Raw genomic sequence first — 25,831 nt, 5'->3', positions numbered from 1 at the left:
GCGGATCTTGCGCTGGCGGCGCGGCGCACCGGCGTGGCCGTGACCATCGCCGCCGGCATGGCCGGCGCCAAGGGGCAGAAGGGCGTGGCGGTGGCCGGTTCGGCCGCCGTCGGCGTGGCGGACTACGCCAACATTGCCTTGCTGGGCAATGCGGCCAAGGTGAGCGCGCGCGACGTGACGCTGGAGGCCCGCGACCTGAGCGTGCTGGCCACCGTGGCGGGCGCGGTCGCCAGTTCCGACGGCAAGGCGGGGGTGGGCGCGGCGGTCGCGGTCAATGTCAGCAGCAGCAAGGTCGAGGCGGGCATCCGCCAGGTGACCGAGCTGCTGTATACGGGCCGTGTCGACGTGTCGGCGGAATCCACCCAGGTCGCGGTGGGCTTCGCGGGCGCGCTGGGCGCGGCGCGCGATGGGACGGGCGCAGGCGGATCGGTATCCGTCAATGTCATGTCCAACCGCATCGAAAGCTATCTGGTCAACAGCAAGATCGTCTACAACGGCGCCGCCAGCGGTAGCCACGACGTGACTGTGCGGGCGCAGGACAAGACCACGCTGGTTGCGGTGACCGGCGCCGCGGGCGTAGGCAAGAAGGCGGGCGTGGGCATCGCCGTCAGCTACAACGAGATCGGCAACGCCGTCATGGCCGGCATCCAGGGTTCGACCGTGGATACCGGCGGGCATGGCGCGGTCAAGGTCAGCGCCAAAGATACCTCGTCCCTGGGCGGCGGGGCGGTCGGCGTGGGCGTGGGCATGGGCGAGGCGAAGTTCGCGGGCGCGGGCTCGGTGCAGGTCAACCGCGTCGGCTCCGCGGTGGCGGCCTATGTGCTGCCCAGCCGCGACGGCAACGGCGCGGTCACGGCGCGCAGCCGCATCGACGCCACGTCGCTGACGGTCGAGGCGACAGAGAACAATACGCTGGTCGCGGTGACGGGCGGCGTCGCGGTTACGGCGGGCGGTTCGGTGGCCGTGGGCGCGTCGGTCAGCGTCAACGAATTCAGCTCGCGCACCAGCGCGCTGATCGAGTACGCGGATGTGGACGTTAGCGGCAAGGTGGACGTGTCGGCGCATTCGTCGCCGCTGCTGGTGTCGGTGGGGGCGGCGGGCGCGCTGTCCAAGAAGTTCGCGCTGGCCGGCGCGGTCAATGTCAACATGATGCGCGCGGCCACCGAGGCCCGCATCAGCGACAGCACCGTCAAGGCGGGCAGCCGGGCAGGCTTCACGGGCGACGCCGTGCGCGTCAATGCCTCGGACGCCTCGGCGCTCTATGCCATTACGGTGGCGGGCGCGATCGCGACCCAGGGCGCGGCGGTAGGACTGGCCGTGGCCGTCAACATCATGGGCGGCAACACGGCTTTCGACCGCAATCTGCTGGCCTTCGACAACACCACGCTGGCCGATTCGGGCGCGGCCGTCACCACGGTGGGCGTGGCCGACAACGGCGGCGCGGCCGCCAATCCCAAGGTCGCGGCTGCCATCCTGCGCAGCGACGTGCATGCGGTGCAGGGCAACGTCAACGTATTTGCCGGCCTGGTGGACCCGATGGCCGCGGGCGGCAATGCCCAGCTCAACGGCGGCAGCCAGTTGCCGGTGGGCGATGGCGACATCCGCGTGGACCAGGGCGGCAGCACGCTGACCTTCACGGGCGATGCGGCGGCTGTCATCAACGGCGCCAAGGACGACAGCGGCAACGCCGGCATGCCGGCGCAAACCGGCGCCGCGGGCGGCGAGTTTTCAGGCTGGCAGACCGGCGACGGCGTCTACCTGAGCTCGGGCGCGGGCAACATCACGCTGGCCGACGGCTCCGCCCTGCGCAACGACCGCGTGTATTACGTGATCCGGCGCGCGGCCCCCGACGGCCAGGCCATCATCCAGCTGGCGGATACCCAGGAAGACGCGCTGCGCGGCAAGGCGCTGCAATTCGGCAGCGTCGCCAACCTGGCGGCCATCGGCTTTGCGCATGTGCGCATGCAGGAGGCCACCAGCGTCAACCTGCAGCCCTTCCACGGCGTGGACGCCGGCGTGACGGTGAATGCCGCCACCCATACGCTGACCCTGACGCAGCCGTTCGCGGGCGTGCAGGAGGGCTCGGCCATCGTCTACAGCGGCTCTGTCGGCGGCAACGGCCAGATCGAGGACGTGCTGGCCAACCGCATCCTGGCCCAAGGCAAGGACGTGCTGAAGGTCGGCGTCACCTATTACGTGTTCAACCTGAGCGCCGACCAGCGCTCGTTCCAGCTGCGCGACGGCCAGGGCAATCTGGTCGACTTCAGCGGCGCGGCCGTGGGCGGCGCCTTGCAGCGCTTCAGCGTCAACAATCCCGCAGGCGCAGCCCTGAACCCGGACGGCAGCCTGACGCTGCCCAAGGCCCATGGCCTGGCCACGGGCGACAAGGTGGTCGTCAATCTGGCGGCAAACGGCGTGCTGACTGGCTTGTCCAATGACCACGTCTATGTGGTTGAAGTGGTCAACAGCACCACGCTGCGCTTCAAGGACGTGAACGGCACGCCGGTGGCGCTGGGGACGCTGGGCTACGTGTCGGAGTTCAATGCGGGCACCAAGCGCTACGAGTACTTCCTGGCGGACGCCAACGGCGTCAAGCTGCTGGACGCGCAGAACAAGCCGATCTCGGTCAACCCGGACGCGATGATCGCGTTCACGCAGGTTGCCTTGGTGCGCCAGACTTCGCAGACCTCGACCAGCACGGGCAGCGACGGCACCCAGAACACCAGCATCACCCAGGGTACGCCGACCGATGCGACGCTGTCGGCTTCGTCGGCCCAGAGCCAGGTCATCGGCGAAAACAGCTTCTCCTTCGCCAGCGATGCTGGCCTGGCGACGGGCGACGTGGTCATCTACCGCAGCCAGGGCGCGAACATCGCCGGCCTGGTGGACGGCCAGCGCTACTACGTGATCAACGCCTCGCAAGGCGGCGCCTTCCGCTACCAGCTGGCGAGCTCGCTGGACAACGCCCGCGACGGCATCGCCATGAAGCTGGGCGCGGCCACGGGTACGGGTGGCATCAGCCTGCAGAAGGCGGTGGACCGCATTACGTCCGGAGGGCTGATCTCGCTGGATATCGGTACGCTGACGCAAGGCCATGCGCTGAGCAACAGCATGTTGAGCATCACGGTGGCGGGCGCGGGCGGCAAGTCGCTGGGCGGCGCGGGCGCCGTCGGCGTGAATATCTCGCGTTCCGAGGTCAGCGCCATCATCGACAACACGAGTGCGGCGGCGGGACAGAAAGTGCGCGCCGAGGCCGGCGCGGTGTCGGTATCGGCACAGGATGCCAGCCGCATCGTGACGGCCACGGGGGCGCTGGGCATCTCCACTACCCAGGGCGCATCGGCCGCCATTGGCGCGTCCGTGAGCGTGGCGGACATGCGCAACGACGTGCGCGCGGCGATCGCGCAAGCGACCGTGGAGGCCCAGGCCGTGCAAGTGCGCGCCGAGGAGCGCGCCAGCATCTACAACGTGTCGGTCGGCCTGGCCGGCGGCGCGGGCGTGGCGGTGAGCGGATCGCTGGCCGTCAACACGATCAAGAACACGGTGCATGCGCAGATCCGCGATTCGTCGGTGACGGCGACCTCGGGCGATATCCGCATCGCCGCGCGCGACGTGGCCAGCATCGCGGCCTTGGCCGGCAATGTGGCGGTCTCCGTGGGCGGCCGCGTGGCCGCGGGCATGGCATTCGCGGTCAACCAGATATTCGACACGGTGTACGCGGGCGCATTGCGTTCGTCCCTGTCCGCCACGGGCGATATCGTGGTGCTGGCCAGTTTTGCCAAGCCCGATGACCTGTCGCCGGGGTTGAACGCGCAGATTTCGGCCATGGCGGTCAGCGGCGCGGTCGCGGCCGGCGGGTCTGGGGCCAATGTGGGCTTTGGTGGATCGGCAGTCCTGAACTGGATCGCCAACAGCATCAAGGCCGAGATCGGCGAGACCGCGGCCGGGCAGGACGTGACGGCGGGCGGCGATATCGTGGTCCGGGCCAGCGATGAATCCACGATCAACAGCCTGGCGGGCGCGGTGGCGCTGGGGCTGGGATCGCAGGGCGCGAGCGTCGCGGTGGGCGCCAGCCTGTCCTATAACTACCTGGGCGGCGCGCCCGCGGGCAACGCGCGCGAACACTCGATCTCGGCGCAGATCCGCGATACGCAGGGCGCCGTGCGCGGCGCGCACGTGCAGGTGGCTTCGCTCTTCAAGGGGCAGATTCATAACGTGACCGTGGCGGGCAGCGTGGCCGTGGGCACGGCGGCGGTGTCGGTGGGCGGTGCGGTGTCGGTGAACCGGCTGAACAGCAAGAACGAGGCCGGCATCCGCAACGCGCGCCTGGTCGAGGCGCTGTCGGCGGGCGGCGCGCCGGGCGTGGCCGTGCAGGCGCGCGACGACGGCTACGTGCTGGCCGTGGCGGGCGGGCTGGGTGTGGCGGTGTCGCCGGGCAGCGGTGCGGGCATTGCGGCCGGCGTGTCGGCCACCCACAACACCGTCAACAACCAGACCCGGGCCTATATCGACGGCAGCAGCGCCAGCAATGGCAGCCTGCGTACGGAGATCGGTTCGGCTAATGGCCTGGCGGTGGACGCGATCAATGACTCGCGCATCGTGTCGGTATCGATCGGCGTGGCGGCGGCGGTCGCGGTGGGGCAGGGCTTTGCCGGCGCGGGCGCCGGCGCGGGCAGCGGCAACACCATAGGCGGGTCGGTGGAAGCCACGTTGAAGAACGTGTCGCCGCTGAACAATGGCTATCTGGACGGCGATGTGCGCGTCAACGCCGAGAACACGGGAACCATCGTGACCGTGGCGGGCGCGCTGGCGGTGGCGGTATCCGCGGGCGGCATGGGCGCCGGCGCCTCGGTGGGCGTATCGGTGGCCATCAGCGAAATCAGCACGACGGTGCGCGCGCGGGTCGACGATTCCATCCTCCGCACGCGTGGCGGCAGCCAGGGCGTGACGGTGTCGGCGTCGGATCGCGCCGCCATTACCGCCATTGCGGTCGGCGGCGCGGTCAGCGTGCAGGCCGGCAGCGCCGGCGTGGCGATCGCGGTCGGCACCAGCGTCGCGGTCAACAAGGTTTTCAACACGGTGCAGGCCGAGATCCGGGGCGGGCGCATCGAGACTGGCGGCGCCAGGCTGTCGGTCAGCGCGATCCAGCAGGCCGACATCCTGTCGGTGGTGCTGGGCGCTTCGGTGGCGGTGTCGGTGGGCGATAGCGCCAACGCCGCCATTGGTGGCGGCGGCGCGCTGGCGCGCAACGTCATATCGGCCAGCGTGAAGGCGGGTATTGCCGATGCCGTCATCGATACGCGGGACGCGGGCGGGGCGCGCGGCGCGCTCGATGTGCGGGCGCTGGGCTTGTCGCAGATCGATGCGGTGGTGTTGGGCATGTCGGCGTCGGTCTCTGTCAGCCATTACGCGGCCGCTTCGGCATCCGTGGGCGTGGCCATGGCCGAGAACGTCATCGGCTACGACGTCAATAGCGCCGGCCAGGTGGTTGCGCTGGGCGCGGGCAGGCCGGTCAACGAGATCGCGGCGTCGATCGACCGCAGCGCCGTCATCGCGGGCGCGGTCACGGTGGATGCGAGCAATGTGAAATTCAAGGCCGACGGCAGCGTCGACCGGCAGCAAAGCATAGACGCCGTGGTGGTGGCGGGCACGGTGGCGGTGTCGGTGGCCTATGCGCCGCCCATCGTCGACGGCGCCAGCCTGGCGGTCTCGGGCGCCGGCGCCGGCGCCAGGGCGGTCAACAAGATCAAGACCTCCATCACCGCCAGCATTACGGACCAGGGCCAGGCACATGCCTGGGATGCGGGCAGCGTGTCCGTTACGGCGACAGACCAGTCACGCATAGACAGCACGATCGCCGCCGTGGCGATCTCGGTGGCGGTGTCGCTGGGTGCGACCGCGTCGCTGTCGGTGGCCGTATCGCTGGCGCAGAACGAAGTCGCCAACGACACGCTGGCCAAGGTGGATGGCGTGAACTTCACCGGTGCGCCGGTCATAACCGTCAAGGCCGACAGCAAGGCCGACATTCACACCGTGGCGGTGGCGGTGTCGATCGCGGCGGGCGTCAGCCTGGGCGGGGTTTCGCTGGCGGGCGGAGGCGCCGATGCGCGCAACGTGATCGGCTCGTCCGCGGTGGCGATCATGGAAAACTCGCGCGTCAGCGGCAACGGCGCCAACGCGCTGACGATAGACGCCGACATGAGCGGCACCATCAAGGCCACGGTAGTGGTCGCCAGCGTGGCCTTCACGGCCGCGGGCGGCTCGCTGGCCATCGGCGCCTCGCTGGCCGACAACGAGATTACGCAGGCGGCGGGCGCGCGCGCCAGCCTCGCCAATACGCAGGTGTCCAACCTGGGCGCCATCAACGTCACCGCCGATACCGTGCAGACGCTGGAAGCGGTGGTGGTGGCGGGCGCGGTGGGCATCGCCTACCAGGGGCTGGCGCTGGCGGCCGCCGGGTCGTCGGCCTACAACACCTCGCGCGCCGTCACGCGCGCCGAGGTCAACGGCCTGACGCAGATCGACCCCAATGTGCGGGGCGCGGCCAGCCTGAACATCAAGGCGTCGAATAAGTCCACGCTCAAGGCGACCGCCGCGGGCGCGAGTCTGGCGGGTACCTCCCAGGGGCTGGCGCTGTCGGTCGGCGTGGCCCTGGCCAGCAACAAGGCGCTGGGCGCGGTCGAGGCGGCGCTGTCGAACTCGGTGTTGAGCGCCGGCGCAGGCGTGCAGATGACGCGGGCGACGGTTACGGCCGAAGACACGACGACGCTGGAGGCCAAGGCCATCGGCGCGTCGCTGGCGTTCGCAATGCAGGGCGGATCCCTGTCCGTGGGCGCGTCGGTGGCGCGCAACGTGGCAGCCATGAGCGTGCAGTCGTCCGTGACCGGATCGACGCTGAACGTGTCGGACGCCGTGGCGGTGTCGGCCAAGGAAACCGCGACGCTGGACGGCGTGTCGGTCGCGGCCTCGGTTGCCGCGGGCTTTGGGGGCGTGGCGGTGTCGGGAGCGGGGGCGGAGAGCACGCAGACTGTCGCCAACGACGTGGGCGGCTACATCAGCGGCTCGACGGTCACGGCGGGTACCGGCGTGTCGGTCAAGGCGGACAATACCTCCAGCATCTCGGCCGTGGCTGGCGCGGTGTCGGTCAGCGCCACGGGCGCGGGCCTGGGCGCCAGCATTGGCGTGACAATCGCCAAGAACACGTTCGGCGTCCATTCGGACGACGGCGTCAACCGCGCCAACCGGGCGCTGGCCTATATCGACAACAGCACGATCTCGGTCGCCAAGGGCAATGTGGACGTGCTGGCCACGTCCAGCGAAACGCTTACCAGCGTCAACTTCGCCGGCAGCGTGGCGGTGGCGGGCTTCGGCGGGTCGGCCGCCGGATCCGGAGTGCAGGTCAACAACCGTTTTGCGACGGCCACCTCCGCCTACATCCAGGGCTCGGAAGCCATCGCCGGCATCATCGGCGGGGCGGGCTCGGTGAACGTGCGCGCCCAGGACAGCAGCACCATCCTGAAGTCCGGCGCCTATGGCGTGGCCGTGGCGGCGTCGCTGCCCGTGCCGGGGAATTTTGGATTGAATCTGGCCCTGGCCGTGACGCTGGTGGATAGCGTGGCGGCCAACGAGGTCAGCGCCTATATCAATACGGCCAACGGCAAGAACGTCGGCGCGCAGGATGCAGTCTCGGTCGTGGCGGTCGAGAAAACCGAATTCAAGGGTCTGGACGCGGTCACCGCCTCCGTGGCGGTCGGCGGCGGTATCGCGGCGTCGGGCGCGGGAGTGCGCGTGACCAACAACACCCGCAATGCCGTCAGCGCCCGGGTCTCGGGCGCGGGCAAGGTGGGGGCGCTGGGCAAGGTAGAGGTCAAGGCCGATACCCAGGTCCGCGCCGATATAGACCTGACGCAAGTCAGCGTGGCGGTGGGCATGGTGGGCGCGGCGATCGGCGTGGGCATTGCCGAAAACATCGCGCGCGACACGACCACGGCGACCGTGGACGCCACGACCGTCAGCGCGCCGCTGGTGGACCTGAACGCGCTGGTCAGCGTGGACTTCAGCCAGACCCAGACGGCCGGCGTAGCGGCCACCACCGGGCTGGCCGTCAACGTGAACAAGGCGCTGGTGGACATTGCCACGACGACGCTGGCCGAAGCGCGCAACGGCGCGGTCTTGCAGGGCCTGTCGGTTACCACGCCGGGCCTGGGCGAAACCCCGGGCATGGTCAATATCAATGCCCAGGGCACGTACTACGGCCGGGCCTATTCGAAGGCGATCACCGGCGGCGTGATCGGCGTGGGCGTGATGAACGCCGAAACCCGCCTGGGCGGCTCGCTCAAGGCGTCGGTGGACAACGCGACGCTGCAGGGCGCCATCATCGGCGTGACCGCGAAGGGAACCACGGAGCGCAATGGCGAGGCCGGCCTGCTGGCCGAGGCCCGTTCGCTGGAAGTGGGCGGCGTGACGGTATCGATAGATAGCGCCTCGCTGACGACCTCGCTGGACACGCGCGTACAGATCGGCAACAGCGCCCGCATCGACGGCACCCTGCTGAGCATCACGGCGGACCAGGTGCAGTCCGTGGACGTCAAGATGGACGCCGGCACGATCGCGCTGGTGGCGGGACGGCAAGGCAAGATAGACGTCGATCTGGGCGGCAAGTCCGCCATCGAGATCGGCGGCGGCGCGCACGTGATCGGGAACAAGCTGGATATCCGCAGCAACAATACCGTGCGCGGCACCTCTACCCTGAGCGGCTATTCGGTCAGGGTGGCGGGCGCCGACGTCAGCAAGCACACGGTCACGATCAAGCCGGAGTCGAGCATCACCGTTACCGGCGCGCGGCAGGCCAACAGCACCCTCGATACGGCCGGCATGACCGTGGTGCAGGCGCGGGGCAATTTCGATACGCCGGGCATGCTGGACCTGGTCGCGACCAACGACATCATCTACACCCAGCGCAATAAGATCACCGGCGTGGCGGGCGTGTCGGTGACGCTGTCGACCAACAAGCTCAGCACCGACGGCGCGCTGGCCCAGGTCAAGGTGAACGGCGCGTTCCTGCGCAATGCCTTCGGCGACGTGGTCATGGCCGCCAACACGCGCGGCGTGACGACCACGATCAGCGATCTGCTGGTGGTTTCCGTGTCGAGCTTCAGCAAGTCGGACAGCAACAACAACCTGACGGTGCGCAACGCCATCCAGATCGACAACGCCTCGATCGAAGGCGACAACATCCTGGCGCTGGCGGGCAACGGCAAGGCGACCGATCCTTTGTCGACCGGTTATCTGCTGGCCAACGACAACGTGTCGTTCACCCTGGTGGGCATCGCCCAGGTGCCGGCGGTGGACAGCGGCGCCAAGGCGCGCCAGATCAACACCGTGCTGATCGACGGTGTGGCGGCCAACGGTTCGGTGCTCAAGGCGCAGCGCAACGTGCGGCTGGAGACCAATCCGTCGAAGCTGGACCAGGCGCGCGTGAACGGTTCGGTGCAGGTGATCGGCCTGAACCTGAATCCCACGGTCAAGCTGGCCGAGGGCGTGGTGGATACCACGTCGAGCAAGGTGGCCACGGGCGCCGCCACGCGCATCATCGCGGGCGTGAACAATGCGGCCAACCTGTTCGTCATCCCGGCCGAACTGCTGGAGGAACTGGGCTACACCAGCGCCACGCTGCCCGCTGCGGGAGCGCCGCTGCGGTTCGACTCGAACTCACCCGCGGTCAGGGCGATCCTGGAGAAGCTGCTGGGCGCGGGCAAGACCAGCCTGGACGGAGCGCCAGGCACGGTCAACATCGACGTGCGCTATGAACTGACCGCGTTCAGCGCCAGCGACATCAAGGTCAACGTCACGGCCGGGATGATCATTGAGCACAACGGCAGCTACTACCGCTACAACAGTCCCAACAGCCGCGACCTGGACCTGGCGGCGGAGGACTACGCCAACAGCAGCTATTGGATGTACTTGAGCAATCCGACGGCCGCCCAGGTCGGCGATGCCATGAAGTCGAACTTCGGGAGCTTTGCCGCCGGCAACGTCGGCAAGCTGTACTTCGTACTGAAGACGGTGGACATTGCCCAGCCTACGCTGCGCTATGCCAGCCAGCAGAACGTCATCAGCGAGCAGATCCGCACGTTGACGCGGATGCAGGCCGAGCATGCGTCGAATCCGCAGGCCGTGGCGCGCTATCAGGCCAATATCGCCGCCTTGCAGCAGCAGCTGCAAAGCATCCAGATGGGCGTGAAGCTGCAGAATGGCCAGATCCGCTACCTGGATTCCTTCAGTACCTTCTTCATCGACATGCCGGACATGTACGCGTCCGGCGGCTCGGTCTATGTGAACGCGACCGATACCGGCGGCGTGTACCGGTCGGGCATCGATGCCCGCGCCAACACCCAGATCAATATCGTCAACGATTCGCCGATGCTGATGAACGTCCGGGACGCGGTGGTGCTGGACGGCACCATCATCCGCCCGGGATCCGACGGCCAGCTCAAGGTCTTCAAGACCGGACACCTGTACGTCAACGACGTGTCCGTGAAGGGCGCGTCGGGCGCCGACACGGCCGAGGTCAGCATCAGCCAGATCAAGAACGGCTGGGCCGCGGACCCGTTCGGCGGCGCCTTGAACGACCCAGACGATCCGACCAACAGCGTGGCGAAGATGATTGCGAACGCGCCGGTCGACCTGAGCCTGATGGGCGCGGTGGTCAACCCGCTGGGCAAGGTGTCGGTGATCAACGCGCTGGGCAGCATCAATGTGTCGGGAACCATCCAGGCGCTCAGCCTGGACATCGTGGCCAAGGGCAACTTCAGCCTGCAGAGCGAGGGCTGGTACAACTCGGGCGCCGATCCCACCTTCCTGAACGACAAGTGGCAGAACGTCATCAACGCGCTGAAGAACAGCGGCGCCAGCACCGGCATCGACGACACGATGCAGAACGTGCTGCTGAAGTGGGGCTATACCAAGCTCGAGCCTTTCTCGAAGTATTTGAACGACAACCCGGCGGCGCGGGATTCGCGCATTTTCGCCCTGGGCGCGATCAGCATTTCGGCCTTGACGCTGAACATCGACGGCAAGATCCAGAGCGGTGTCACGGATGCCTACATCAAGATCGACAGCTCTTTCCGCGGCGATCAGGACAAGGCCTTGCAGGATGGCAACGGCTACGCCATCAACGGCGTGTCGTTCAGCGCGGACGGTTCCCTGAACCGCTATGGCGCCATCACGGGCCGTTTCGATTACGCCACGCAGACCATCATCCTGGATCCGGTCAGGCTGGCGGGCGGCAGCATTTCGCTGACCGGGCAGATCGTGTCGGTGGGCAACGGCAACCTGGTCGTGGCCAACGGCTACGCCTCGGTCCATATCGACAACCAGACCACCTACGCGCTGGTGACGCACGATATCGACGTCAGCACCTATCGCCGCGGCCGCATCGAAATCATCGATACGTCGCGCGGGCAGAAGGACTTGTATGAACTGCAGGGCCTGAACAATGTCGTGCACACGGTCTGGAACAAGTTCGTGCAGGTCACGCCGGACCCGGCGGATCCGCTGGCGCTGAGCTGGATCTGGGTCTACGAGAACGCCGCCGGCCAGCGCGATGCTGGCGGATTGAGCAATTCCGCCGGCACGCTGCAGGACGGCCGCACGCTGACCCTTTCATACAAGCCGCAGACCGGCCAGATGATGGTGTGGGTCATGGGCTGGACCTCGGGAGAGACCACCACCACGGTCTACACCACCAAGCGCTTCAACCTGTTCGGGGATTGGGATCCGCTGGGCTGGCTGACCGACAACGACACCACCAAGTCCGGCCCCGTGACGGTCTACGAGACGCCGCGCCCGGTGCTGGTGTCCACGGTGCTTGCCTACGACGGCATCAATTCGGTGCCGGACGCGCTCAAGCAGCAGCTGGCGGCCAGCGGCAAGCTGAACGAAGCGCTGCTGCCGTCCACGATCGAGGGCAGCGGCACGCAGAGCCTGGTCGAGGACGCCAACGGCGACATAGTCGGCCCCGACGGCAAGCACTACCGCCTGGAATCGTCGGGCGGCACGGCGCTGGACACGTCCGCGTTCAGCGTGGCCTACCGCAAGTTCAATACCGGCGTGATCGTGCGCAACGACGGCCCGCACACCAGCGGGGGCGGCTGGCTGCGCACCAAGACCACCACGCTCACGCAAGTGGTCGAGAAGAAGCAGCAGGAACTGTTCACCTTCTATGTGCCGGCATCGCAGGAGATCACGCTGAGCTTCATGGGCTCCAGCAACAGCGATAACGCCATCTACATCCGCAGCAACGGCAACGTGACGCTGGCTGGCAACCTGATCGTCGGCAATGGCAAGACCGTGCGTATCGAGGCCGTGTCGGCCTCCACGCCGACCTCCATCACGATGCAGGGCGAGGTCGGCATCATGGCGCGCGATGCCAACGGCCAGATGCCGTCCGGCGCATCCGCCGTGGTCAATGTCGACGCCATCGCGCTGGGTGGCGCGATCAACCTGAACATCATGGGTTCCAGCGGCTACACCCGGGCCGAGGCGCGCAACGACATCCGCCTGAACTACTTCTCGGATGGCGGCGCCAGCTCCTGGGCTTCCTTGAAGAAGGTCGCCTCGTCCGCTGGCACGGTCTACATCGAAGCGCTCAACGGCATCTTCAGCCACGCGTCCGCGGGCAACGACACGGTGGTCTCGGGCAACCGGATCGAGCTGAACGCCGGCTACGGCGCCATTGGCACGGCGTCCAAGGCGCTGGTCATCCATGCGCGCCAGGGCTTCGCGGCCCAGGCGGGCCTGGCGGGCGGACCCGCCGGCGCCGACAAGAGCATCTATCTGGCGCAGAACGTCCTGAACGCCGACCTGACCCTGGTCAAGCCGGTGAACTGGAGCAACCCGCAGGCCGCCGTGTACGCGGAATTGGGCGGCGTGCACATCAGCCTGAACGGCGGTTCGCTGCTGGACGGTGAACTGGCCGACACGCGCACCGCGACGGAAAAGGCCTACCCCACGGTCACGGCCAAGATCCTGGCCGAACTGAGCGCGCAACTGGCGCAGTACGACAGTTATTGGTCGGGAGTGCGCTCGCTGCAAACCGCCACCGTGACGCTGGGCGGCGCGGGCACCTACCTGAGCACGCAGGCCGAGGGCGGCCAGTACCTGGCGATCGGCATGACGGCCGATGAGTATGCCGCGGTCTTGCAGGCGGCGGTCGACGGCCATCGCCTGGTGCGCCTGGCGTACAACAACAGCCTGAACGGCAACGCCCGCACCGAGATCCTGGGATATCTGGGGCTGGTGGCGGGTAGCGGCGCGAATGGCGTCTATCGGTTCAGCTTCACGCTGTACGATCCGTCCAACCCGGGCGCGGGCCCGGTGTCGCTGGCCTCGCTGGGCTATACCGCCGGCAGCCAGGGCGTGCTGTACGGACCGTCGTATGCGCTTGCGGGCGCAACGGAGCAGTCCAACGCCAATCTGCCGATCAGCTTCACGCTGCCCACGGGCGCCCTGACCACGCAGCAGGGTTCCGATACGCTGCGCCTGCAGCTCACCGCCGATCAGATGACGCAGTTCGCCGCCAAGGCGGATCCGTCCATCGTCGACTACGCCCAGCGCGTGCTGGCGGGAATGCGCAGCTACACCAGCATACTGGTGGGCGGGCAGGTGCTGGCGATCGATCAGATCCTGCCCACGGAATCGTGGTGGGGGTCGAACAGCTTCGATACCGTCCTCATCCGGCTCAAGTCGCCGTATGTGGGCGATCTGACCACCGCCGATCCCAATGGCCATCGCGAACTGAACATCGTGCTGAGCAATGGCGCCGATACGGCCGGGGCCGCCAGTTACACCGGAACCACCGACACGGTGCGGCCCGCTGTGCCGGCCGCGGGCGCCGTGGGCACGCCGCAAGCGGGCGATCAGGACATCAGCTCGGCCATCGTCAACGCGATCCTGCAGCACAACCTGGCGAACCCGAACGACCAGATCGCCACGGGCGCGGGCTCGCTGTACGCGAACCTGACCTCCACCGCGCCGAATAGCGCATGGTCCGTCATCGAACGCTCCGTTGTCTCCAATCAGCTGCTGCTTTCCGGCACGCAGCTGGGCTGGAGCATGCCAGGCGGCGTCTCCTCGGTGGCAGCCTACAACCAGTGGATGAACAATGCCGGCAACGGGCTGATCGGCAGCGAGATCACCTTCACGATAGACGGCGTGAGCTACACGCGCCGCATCGAGTCCCTGAGCCTGGTCCAGGCGGACGGCTCGCCCGCCACCAGCCTGTACAACTCGCAGAACCACGTGTCCGTGACTTTCTCGGGCGCGGCGGTGGAGACGAAGAACTATTACATCCGCAACGGCGCGGGTACGGTGGTTTCGACCCGCTTGCCGACGGAACTGGCATACGGCTTGACCGGCCTGGGCAAGGGCGCGAGTTCGGGCGCGGCTACGCTGGCCGTGGCCTACACGGTGCAGCGCGGCTTCGGCGCGTCGGCGCTCAAGCAGGGCGTGCTGACGTCGGATACCCCCACGTCCTACTGGGGCTGGTACGGCAGCAACCTGTTGCCCTTCCACACCTACACGGAGAAGTCGGGCGTCGGCGCGGGCTACGCCGAGTACGTGGACATGGGCAACAGCTTCAGCTGGGATCTGACCGGCGCGGGCTTGAGCGACAGCGCGCGCACGCAGCTGGCCAACAGCATCAAGGCGCTGTTGCAGAGCGGGCAATCGATCTCGCTGGCGGGCCTGGAGCTGTACATGACGAACCAGAACGGCGCCTTGCAGGGCCATGAGCTGGGCGTCTACGACAACGGCACGCTGCACATCCTGACCATCGTCGATGCCAACGGCAATCCGCTGACGGCCGCCAGCTCCGACAGCGACTGGCTGACCGGCCGCATCACCTTCAGCGGCAAGGTCTACGCGCAGAAGTCGCAATTGATGGACCTGGACGTCTACAAGAACACCAACGTCCACGACCCGGTTGCCACCGGCGCCTATACGCCGACCTTGCAGGGCAAGACCGTCAACGCCGGCATCCGCCTGGTCGACTCGGGCTTCGCGCAACAGTCCCTGACGCAGTTCGGCGTGGCCACGCTGACATTGCCGGGCACCGACCGCCTGGTGCAGGGCCAGCGCATCGAGCTGAGCTTCGCGAATTCGACGCAGACGGTCATCTATTACGTGCAAAGCGTGAACGGCCGCGTGGTGACCCTGTCCGACAGCGTGGACGGCGCCTTCAATGGCGGCGACCCCGTCACCGTCGGCAAAATCCTTGCGCTCGCGGGCAATTCTCCTGGAGCGGTCACCGTCAGGCTGCTGGACGCAGCCGCCAGCGGCGCTTCGGTACAGGCCGACAACGTCATTACGCTGACCGACATGAACATCGTGCCGGTCACTGACGCAAGCGGCCAGGTGACGGGCTATCGCGCCTTGCAGGACTTCGACCGCGTGTACCTGAACGACGTGCGCCTGCAGACGGGCAAGGTGTCCAGCCTGCAGACCAACGTGGCCTACTACGTGCTGGTCGGCGCCAACAATACGATCCAGCTGTTCGCCTCCAAGGAACAGGCGGTGCTGTACCAGCAGATCCAGGCGCTGAACCAGACGGCGGAGGGACAGGCGCTGGCCAAGGCGCTGTTCACGGATGCCGGCATCACCGGCGAACTGCTGCGCGGCTTCGCGGCGGCGGACGTGCGCGGCATGTTCACCGTCTCCACGCACCTGTTCCAGACGCAGGCGGCGGGCTCCACCGAAGGCTTGAGCGCCCAGCTGCAAGCGTTGCATGAACAGTTGCGCAACCAGGGCTTCGACCCCAACTACCTGCCAGCCGCGCTGAACATCGCCGCGGCCAAGGACCTGGTCAAGTCGACGCGCAACCAGGTCGTCTACGACTACGTGGTCGACAAGGAATTGGCGCAGACGGCCGAGTATCACAACTACTGGCGCGATAGGCTGGAATCCGTTGCCGGAATCGCGGTGTCCGGATTGACGGCCGTGGCCGATGGCAGTTTCAAGCTGGCCGACATGAACATCGTCGACGACGGCAGCGGGCAATTGCGCGCCTTGCGCACCGGCGACGAGATCTACTTCCGGCACTCCGTGGGCGACGTGCGGGCCGATACGGCCTACTACGCCATCGTGGGCGCGGACGGCACGATCCGGTTGGCGGCATCGCTGGCCGACGCCATGCTCTACCAGACCGGCGCAGGGCAGAATGACGGCTTGCTGGCCCTGTACCCGAACCTGGGCCAGGCCATCACGCTGGCGTTCGACGCGTCCAGCCTGAATGGGGCAGGGGTGGAGGCGTATACGCGCGTCTACTCGGTGCGCGCCGACGCGCCGCCGCAGACCGCGCAGGAGATCGCCCTGTACGGCCAGACCTATGATGCGGGCCATTTCTTCTACTTCTCGACGGCGACGCTGCGCAATATCGAGAACAACCTGCTGTATCCGGTGTCGGCGGCCATCAACGAACAGGTCTTCGACCTGGAGGTCAGCGGCGAGGGCGCGCCGCCCGCCGACCGCTTCCTGAACGTGAAGGCGGGCGCGGACATCGTGCTGCGAACTTCCGGCCAGGGCTCGATCGGCGCCGAACTCGGCGACTACACCTTGCAGTTGCCCAACCTGGGCGGATTGTCGGAAGCCGACCGCGCCAACGTGTTCGACTCGCTGCCGGAGGCCGACAAGGCCATCCTGTCGCGCGCCAACGCGGTCAACCTGGCGGGTGTATACCACACGCTTTACCGCTACATCGGCCCGGCCGGCACCATGCCGCTGGACCGCGCCAGCGTCGATTTCTCCGATACGTCGCTGTGGCAGCGCTTTGAACCGCTGTTCTCCAACGATGCCTCGTTGATGCTGGGCAGGACGCTGGCGGCCAACAGCGCCGTGCAGTTCCTGTTTGCCGAGCGTTTCGACCTGTACCAGAACAGCCGCGACGTCTTCATCTACAACAGCAAGATGCTGGAAGGCGCAACGGCGGGCCAGCGCAGCCAGCTGCAGGCCAATATCGATGCCGCGCGCGCCAGCGGCGTGCAGGTGGTGGATATCGGCAGCGGCTTCCTGGATCCGGTCTGGAGCCAGATCAGCGTGCCGTACATGGCGCAGGATGGCGCCAGCCCGCAGGCGCTGAGCGCCGGCATGCTGGTGGGCGATATGCGCGACCCGCGCTATCTGACGTTGAAACTGACGCGCTCGCTCGCGGTGCAGGCTGTCAACGGCGTGGTGTCCGCATACAGCGACACCACGGTGGGCCTGGACTCGCCGCAGGGCAGCATCCGCCTGGGCGACATCCATGCCAAGGAAGGCATCACCATCACGGTCAGCGCGCAGGGCGGCTCCATCATCGGCACCGACGCCGGCACGCTGGAGAGCGCCGGCCAGGTCAGCCTGGTGGCGGACAAGGACGTCGTGGGCAGCACGCGCGACGCCAACGGCATCTATCAATACGATGGCGCCAAGCACCTGCAGCTGAATCTCGCCGCGGGCCATTCCCTGTACGTGGAAGCGGGCGGCGTGGCGCGGGTGTCGCAGGTGGGCGCGCAGGACCTGAACTTGGTCCTGGCGCACACCAAGGGCACGGCGGCAGGAGGTTCGTCCTACCAGGCGGACGCCAATCTGCTGGTCGGCCAGGTGGTGTCGGCCGGCAGCGTGACGCTGCAGGCGGGGCAATCGATCCTGAACGCCACGGCCCAAGGGCAGCGGCAGTATGCGAACGTGGTGCTGTCGGATCTGGGCGCGGCGGACCTCGCCGCCTTGGGCTACACGCGGGAGGTGGTCCTGATCGCCGGCCAGTCCGTGGGCCAGTTGGGCGCGGACCTGTCGCAGCAGGGCACGCCGCTGCTGATCAGCATCTCGCAGGGCGACGCGCAAGCGCTGGTGCGCGCCTCGGCGGCGCAAGGCGTCAATCTGTACGGCATGCACAGCCTGCGCCTGGGCGGCATCGACGTGGTCGATGCCAACGGGGTCCGCGGGGATGCGCGCATCTATGCGCTGGATTCGATCCTGAACGGCACGCCGTCCGGCCAGGCCGCCATCACGGCGCGCAACGTGTGGCTGGAAACCCTGTCCGGCACGATAGGCGAGCTGGGCTCGCCGCTGTTGACGGACCTGTCCGGCCATCTGGTGGCCTCGGCTCAAGGCTCGATATCGCTCAGTCAGTTGGGCGTCCATGACTTGACGCTGTCTCGTGTGGAGTCGCGCTCGCGCGATGAGGTGCATCTGGCCAGCCAGGCCAGCATCGTCAACGACAAGACGGCGCATCCGGGAGTTTCCAGCGGCCGGACGGACGCGGTCGTGACGGGCGGCAGCCTGTACTTCACGGCGGGCGGCTCGGTTGGCGGCTATGCGCAGTCCGACGTCGCCGGCGTGCAGGTCAACGATGCCCTGATCGTGGCGGCAGTCGGGCCGCAGGCGACGATCAACGCCCTGGCGGGCGGCGACGTGGCGCTGGTGCAGGCGGGTGCTGCCACTGACGCGCAAGGCGTGTCGCAGGCGTTGTCCATGAACATCGGCCGCATCGAGGCGAACAACGCATGGCTGGTGGCGCGCCACGAAGGCGGACAGACGGCGGCCTCGGGCGACATCGTCCTGGCGGCGGACTCCGTGATCAGCGTCATGGGCGCGCTCAGCCTGCTGGCGGGCAACAACCTGTCGGTGGCGGGCCGCAGCGGCCTCATGCCGGGCGCGCTGATCCAGGCGGGCCAGCGTATGAATCTGCGCGTGGACCGCGATGACCGTGGCCAGGCGGGCTACGGCAAAGCCGCGGTGGCGGACATCAATGGACGCCTGCTGGCGCCGCAGGTGCATGTCTACGGCAGTGCAACGGGCGACAACGCCATCACGTTCGGCGCCAGCGCCGAGATCGGCGGCGGGGTGGATGGCAATGGGGCCTTGGTCCAAGGCCTCTTGCTGGACGTCACCGGCGGTTCTGGCCGGGACCGCGTAACGCTGCGGGCGCAGTTGATCGACCAGCAGGACACCGTCGTGCGCACCCTGGATGGCGACGACGCGGTGGTGTTCGATGCATCCGATCTGCGCGGCAATGCCCTGGTGCAGACCGGGTTGGGCGACGATGCAGTGTCTGTGTTGAATACGCGGATCGCGGGCGCGTTGACCGTGCTGGCAGACGAAGGCGACAACACGGTGCTGCTGGAAGCGGCAGCCGTGGGCGGCGATACCGTCATCACGACCGGTTCTGGTTTTGATCAGATCACCGTGCTGGCCAGCGGCTTGGCCGGCGCACTGACGGTGGACGCAGGCGATGGCGGCAACGTCGTTGTGCTGGACCGCGCGACCGTGGGCGGTAACACCGTCATTACGACCGGTTCCAGCGTCGACCAGATCACCGTCCTGGCCAGCGGTCTGGCCGGCGCACTGACGGTGGACGCAGGCGATGGCGGCAACATCGTTCTGCTGGACCGCGCGACCGTGGGCGGCGATACCGTCATCACGACCGGTTCCGGCGTTGACCAGATCACCGTGCTGGCCAGCGGCTTGGCCGGCGCGCTGACGGTGGACGCAGGCGATGGCGGCAACAGCGTTCTGCTGGACCGCGCGACCGTGGGCGGCGATACCGTCATCACGACCGGTTCCAGCGTCGACCAGATCACCGTGCTGGCCAGCGGCTTGACCGGCGCACTGACGGTGGACGCAGGCGATGGCGGCAACATCGTTCTGCTGGACCGCGCGACCGTGGGCGGCAATACCGTCATCACGACTGGTTCCGGCTTTGATCAAATCACCGTGCTGGCCAGCGGCTTGGCCGGCGCACTGACGGTGGACGCGGGCGATGGCGGCAACATCGTTCTGCTGGACGGCGCGATCGTGGGCGGAAATACCGTCATCACGACCGGTTCCGGTGCCGACCTGATTACCCTATCGGAGTCGGATTTCCTCGGCCATCTGGCCGTGGATGCCGGCGCGGGCGACGACAAGATCTGGATGTCCCGCATCCTGCTGGCGCGGGGCGCCGCCGTGCTGGGCGGAGAGGGCGACGACTACATCTACCTGTCGGCGCGCGCGCTGGCGGGCGGGATTTCGCTGCGCGGCAACGACGGCAACGATCTCATCGTGCTGGATCAACTGCCTTCCTTGACCAGCCAGCAAGGCTCGCCAGGCGTGACGGACCGGGTGGACGTGGATGGGGGCCGCGGCGCCGATCACATCGTCGTGAACCTGAACGCGGCGCTGACCTCCATCATCGTCAACGTTCACGATTCCGACGACCACGGCCGCGAAAACCTGGCCGACGTCAACAAGCTGACTATCAACGGCACGACGCAGGACGAGAGCTTCCTGGTCCGCGCCAACCATGTCGCCAAGATCACGCCGCAAGGCGCGGGCTATGCCGATTCGGTCCAGCGCGTGAACTACGACCGCAGCATGACGGGCGGACTGCGCCTGAATGCGGTGGATGGCGGCAACCGCTTCTATATCGACGACACCGGCACCCACGTGGTCATCGACGGCGGCCTGGGCAGCGATCCGGCCAAGCACAACGAGTACCAGGTCGGACAACTGTACGCGCTGGACCGTCAGCTGCCGCAAGTGGCTGCCGGCGACCAGATCGGCACGGTGCTGACGACGCAGGGCTATCTGTCGCGCGGCAACAGCTACGGCATGACGCTGTACGGCGCGGAGAACAGCAGCAACGTGTTCCGCGTCTACAGCAACGCCGCGCCGCTGGCCCTGCATGGCGGCAAGCGCGACGACGAGTTCATGGTCTATGCCTTCAAGCAAGCGCAGGCGCAGGCCGACGGCGGGCGCGGTTATGTCGTGAACGGGCCGGTTGCCATCGACGGCGGTGCGGGCCTGAATACCTACACCATGCTGGGTTCCGAGGACGCCGACGCGTTTGCGCTGACGCAGGAAGGCATACGCGGCGCGGGGCTGAACACCAGCTACCAGAACATCCAGCGCGTCAATCTGGATGCGCGCGAAGGCAATGACCACATCTACGTGTTGTCGACCCGCAGCAACGTCATCACGACGCTGATCGGCGGCAGCGGCAGCGATACCTTCGATCTGTCGGGAGATGTGGCGGGCAATACCATCGTCACGGGCCGCGGCGGTTCGCGCGACGTGTTCGATGGCGCGCAGCCGGTCAGCATCACGGCGCAGCCGGGCGAACTGGACGCCGATGGCGGCAATACCCTGTCGTTGTCGGTGAGCCTGGACGCCAGCGTGCTGCCGCGTCCGGCATCCGGCCAGGCCTACGTTTCCCTGAGCAGCGCCATGGTGGCATCCGCGCTGTACGGGTCGGTGTCGCAGGGCGCGGGCCTGTCTTCTGCGGATGCGCTGGCTGCGGCCATGCAAGGTCTGCAAGGGCGCGGCGTGCTGCTGTCGACCGACGGCGGCCAGACCTGGCATCAGAGCGTGGTGCTGGCCTTCGACGCCAATGGCGCAGGCGCGCACGCCTGGGGCGCGGCGCAGCAAGTGTTGATCAAGGTCGAGGGCGGAGCCGGCGTCGGCCTGCCGCCCGTGAGCCTGGCCGGCCTGGACCTGCATCTGTCGGCCTCGCTTTTCACCACCCTGCCGGGGTTGCAGGATGTGGCGCTGCCGCCCATCCTGGTGCGGGTGGCGGATCCGGCCTATGCCAGCGCGGCCAACGAGCCGGGCAAGGTCCGCAGCCCGCGGGCCACCGATCAGCCCGTCATTACGGTGGATCCGGCCACGGGCGTCAGCTACGCCAACTATGGCGATCAGCCGCACGACGTATCGGGCATCCAGGGCAGCTTGCTGATTGAAGGCGCAACCTTGGACCGCCCGGGCTACGACAGTGCGTTGCACGCGGGTGTGGGCCTGCCGAGCGAGTCGGATGGCGTCCTGGGCGCGCGCGATCAGGGGGCGGTCTCGACGGCGCCCGTCAATGACCGCATTCGGATCTTCGACGACGGCGCCACGGCGGGCCAGACCGGCATGCAGGACCAGGTGGACAACCTGAGCGGACTGGGCCGTCTGTACGGCAACGCGCAGGCGGCCGATTTCGGCCGCATCACCGGGCTGGGCATGACGCCGGGACTGGGCGGCGCGGGCGGCACGGTGTCGCTTTCCGGCCAGGCCGGCACTCACGTGTACGACCGCGGCGTCATTTTCCATGGCGTGCAGTCGGTCAACACCATGCTGGGCCAGGGCGACGACACCTACACGGTGCGTCACGCCACGGTCGGCACGGTGACGCTGGTGCAGGGCGGCGGCGGCAACAATCTGCTGGTGGCCGAGGGCGGCACGGTGGGCGGCGCCGACCGTCCGGTGCTGCTGTTCGGCTCGACCAGCCAGGACGACTCCTACTACACCGCGCTGCCCGGCCAGCGCCATGCGGGCCAGGCGCTGCATTTCGGCGCGGCCGGCAACAACGTGCTGGATGCGCGCACGACCACGCAGGGTGTCATCCTGTACGGCGGCGCGGGCAATGACCGCATCCTGGGCGGCCTGGGCAACGACCTGATCGCGGGCGGCGGCGGCAGCAATGTCATCGACGCGGGCCAGGGCAACAACATCGTGTTCGGCAATGCCGGCATGAACATAGACCTGGGCGCGCCGATGGACATGGGCGCCGCGGCGCGGGCGGATCTGCAATCGCTGGCGGCGCTGACCTTGGTGCTGACGCCGCAGCAGGCCGCAGGCCTGGCCGTGGGTGGGTCGGCGGACAGGCTGGCGGCAGGCGGCAACACGATCATGGCAGGCGACGGCAACAACATCGTGTTCGCCAACTTTGGCCGCATCGTGACCGTGGATCCGGTGAACTACCTGCGCGATCGCGGCGACTTCATCGATACGGCGGCGCCGAGCGCCGGTGCGCGCTATCTGGCGGGCGCCGGACTGCGGATGCTGGAGACGATCAACCTGCCGGCGGGCGGGCTGAATACCATCACCGTGGGCGCGGGCCGCAATGCCTTGTTCGGCGGCATGGGCGAGGACGTCATCCGCGCGACGGGCGCAGGCGGCTTCAATCTGATCGCCGGTGACGGCGCGCGGGCGCTGTACACCGCCGCCGGGCGCATCGCCATGTTCGAAACCTCGTACCCGTCGACGGGCGGCCGGGACAGCCTCTACAACAATGGCGAGGGCGTGATGCTGGGCGGGATGGGCGCGGACCAGCTGGAAAGCGGCGCGGGCAACAACGTCATGCTGGGCGACAACGGCCGCGTGGCCTTCGTCAACGACCGCGTCAGCCTGATCGAAACCACCGACATCGCTTTCGGCGGCGACGACATCCTGCTGGCGGGGACCGGCAGCAACTACATGCTGGGCGGCCTGGGCGCCGACAAGTTCCGCGGCGACTTCTCCAAGGATGTGATGGTGGGCGACTTCGCGGCGATCTACATCGACCCGGCGAGCGGCCGCGTCATCAACCTGACCCGCTTCGGCCAGGGCGGCAATACGCCCGACCTGATCACGCGCGCCATGGAGAACCTGTTCTCCTGGAACGGCAACTTTGGCGATTGGCCGCGGCCCGCGTTCGGTGCGCTGGCCGGCTGGGGAGCGGCGGATGGCCAGACGGATGCGCAGGGGCATGCTTTGGCCGCCCGCGTCAGCCTGGGCGTGGCTCGGCCCGACATCGTAATCGAGCGCCACGACGGCGGGCTTTCCGATTATGCTTCGTCGGCCGCGCCGCACCAGGTGTCGATGCGCACGGATCAGACGGTGCAGGACGGGGGCCAAGGCTATGCCGGCGGCGCCCAGGCTGCGTCGCCGACGTCGGCGCCGGTCGAGGATGCCGTGCCGCCGGACGCGGCGCCGGCAGCCGAGGGCGCGGCGCAAGCCGAGCAGCCGGACGCCAGGGCGGATGCGCAAGCGCCGCTGTCCGGTTCATCAGCGGCCGAGCGGGTGGCACTGGCCGCAGGGGTGGGCTTGCTGGGCTTGAGCGGGGCGTTGGGCGCGGCCTCCAAGGGTACGGTCGTGTTCAATTCGAAGACCAACACGTGGGAACCCAAGGCAGCCCGCAAGCGCGGACTGAGCGTGCGCCGCCGGGAACCCGAGCTGACGGAGACTGGAAGCGAGGATGAATGATGCAGTCGTGCCCGCGCAGGTGAAGCGCGCGGACCTGGCCTGGTGGTCGGCGCTGTCGGCCGCCAGCGACCGCCAGTCCTTCCTGGACGCCTGGCTGGCCTTGCAGGCCGGCCAGTTGACGGGTGTGCGTCATGCGGCGCTGATCCTGGGTGAACCGGATGCCGGCCCCTTCGAGGCGGCGTCCCAGTACCCGCCGGGCAGCCGGGCCGGCGCGGCGTTCTATGGCGCAGTCGACGAATCGCTGCAGGGACGGGAGGTCGCGGTGTCGGCCGACGCGCTCGGACTGGTGGTTGCCTATCCCATCGTGCTCGATGGGCGCATCCATGGCGTGGCCGCATTCGAGACCGCCATGCAGGCGCCTGAGCCGCTGGTGCAGGCGTTGCGCTGGGGCGCGGGCGTGCTGGAGCTCTGGCTGTTGCAGCGGCAGGAAGCCGACAGCGCGCAGACGGTCGAGCGGCTGATGGTGGTGATCAACAGCGTGGCGCGAGCGCTCAAGGAAGGGCAGTTCAAGGATGTGGCGCTGACGCTGGTCACGGATTTGGCGACCCGCCTGGAGTGCGACCGCGTCAGCATCGGCTTTCGGCAGGACGGCCGCTCCAAGGTGTATGCGCTGTCGCACAGCAGCCGGCTGGTGCAGAACATGAATCTGATGCGCGCCGTGGCCGAGGCCATGGACGAGGCCATCGACCAGAACACCACGCTGTGCCTGCCGCAAGACGAAGCGCGCACGATCCAGCTGCGCGCGCATCAGAAGCTGGCGCGCGAGTTTGGCAACGGCAATGTGCTGACCGTGCCGTTCGCACCCGAGGACGAGGCGCGCGGCGCCCTGGTGTTCGAACGGCCGGACAAGCAGCCCTTCGACCGGCAAAGCGTCGAGCTATGCCAGAGCGTGGTGCTGCTGGCCGGCCGCGTGCTGTACCAGCGCCTGCGGCAGGAGCGCCCCTTCTGGCGCAAGTGGCGCGATGGCGCGCTGCGCGAAGCGGTCCGTCTGCTGGGGCCGCGCTACATCGGGCGGAAATTGGCCGCGCTGGCGCTGGTGACCGTTGTAGCGCTGGGCGTGTTTGCGCACGGGCCGTACCGCATCAGCGCGACCGCCACCGTGCAGGGCGTGGTGCAGCGCGTGCTGGCGGCCCCGTTCGACGGCTACATCAGCGATGCGACGCGCCGCGCTGGCGACGAGGTGAAGCAGGGCGACGCCCTGGCCGCCCTGGACACGCGCGAAACCGAGCTGGAGCTGCTGCGCGCGGGCAATCTGGAGGTGCAGTACCGCCGCCAGGCCGAAGAAGCCTCGGCGCGCGGCGATAGCGCGGCGGCCGCGATTGCGCAGGCGCAGGCGCGCCAGGCCATGGCGCAGATGCAGTTCCATCGTGAACAGATCCAGCGCTCGACGCTGCGTGCGCCGTTCGATGGCACGATAGTCAGCGGCGACCTGAGCCAACAGTTGGGCGAAGCCGTCAAGCGCGGGCAGGAGCTGTTCAAGCTGTCGCCGCCGGACGGCTACCGGCTGTGGCTCGACGTGGAAGACCGGCTGATCGATGACGTGGCAGTTGGCCAGACGGGGCGGGTGGCTCTTGCCGCCATGCCCGACCGGCAGATTCCTTTCACGGTCACGCGCATCGTGCCGCTGGCCCAGGTGCAGGAGGGCAAGACGGTGTTCCGGCTGGAGGCCAGCCTGGATGAGAAGGCGGCGCCCGCGCTGCGGCCAGGCATGGAAGGCGTGGGCCGCATCGATATCGACGAGCGCCGCTACGCCTGGATCTGGACGCACGGGTTTTTCGATTGGCTCCGCCTGAAATGGTGGGCCTGGTTCGGCTGA

General features: G+C 68.0%; 2 protein-coding genes (1 of these 2 running past the window's edge). Both read left to right on the top strand.

The genetic code is table 11. The features are described 5' to 3' along the window. A protein-coding gene (locus N5C88_RS13505) for a DUF4347 domain-containing protein (RefSeq protein ID WP_280015478.1) crosses the window boundary here: on the top strand, window positions 1-24,015 show its 3' portion. 7,884 nt of this gene lie to the left of the window's left edge; 24,015 of the gene's 31,899 nt are visible here — the last part of the coding sequence; the start codon falls outside the window, past its left edge; it ends in the stop codon at window positions 24,013-24,015. Further along, the gene (locus tag N5C88_RS13500; protein WP_280015477.1) at window positions 24,008-25,831 is read left to right on the top strand and encodes an HlyD family efflux transporter periplasmic adaptor subunit; all 1,824 of its coding nucleotides are present in this window, start codon (window positions 24,008-24,010) and stop codon (window positions 25,829-25,831) included. The genes N5C88_RS13505 and N5C88_RS13500 overlap by 8 nt, the downstream gene beginning before the upstream one ends.

Source organism: Achromobacter sp. GD03932 (genome assembly GCF_029839485.1).
Taxonomy (GTDB): domain Bacteria; phylum Pseudomonadota; class Gammaproteobacteria; order Burkholderiales; family Burkholderiaceae_B; genus Achromobacter; species Achromobacter bronchisepticus_A.
Note: the sequence above shows the minus strand (reverse complement) of the source record. Positions and strands in the feature narration are given on the sequence as shown.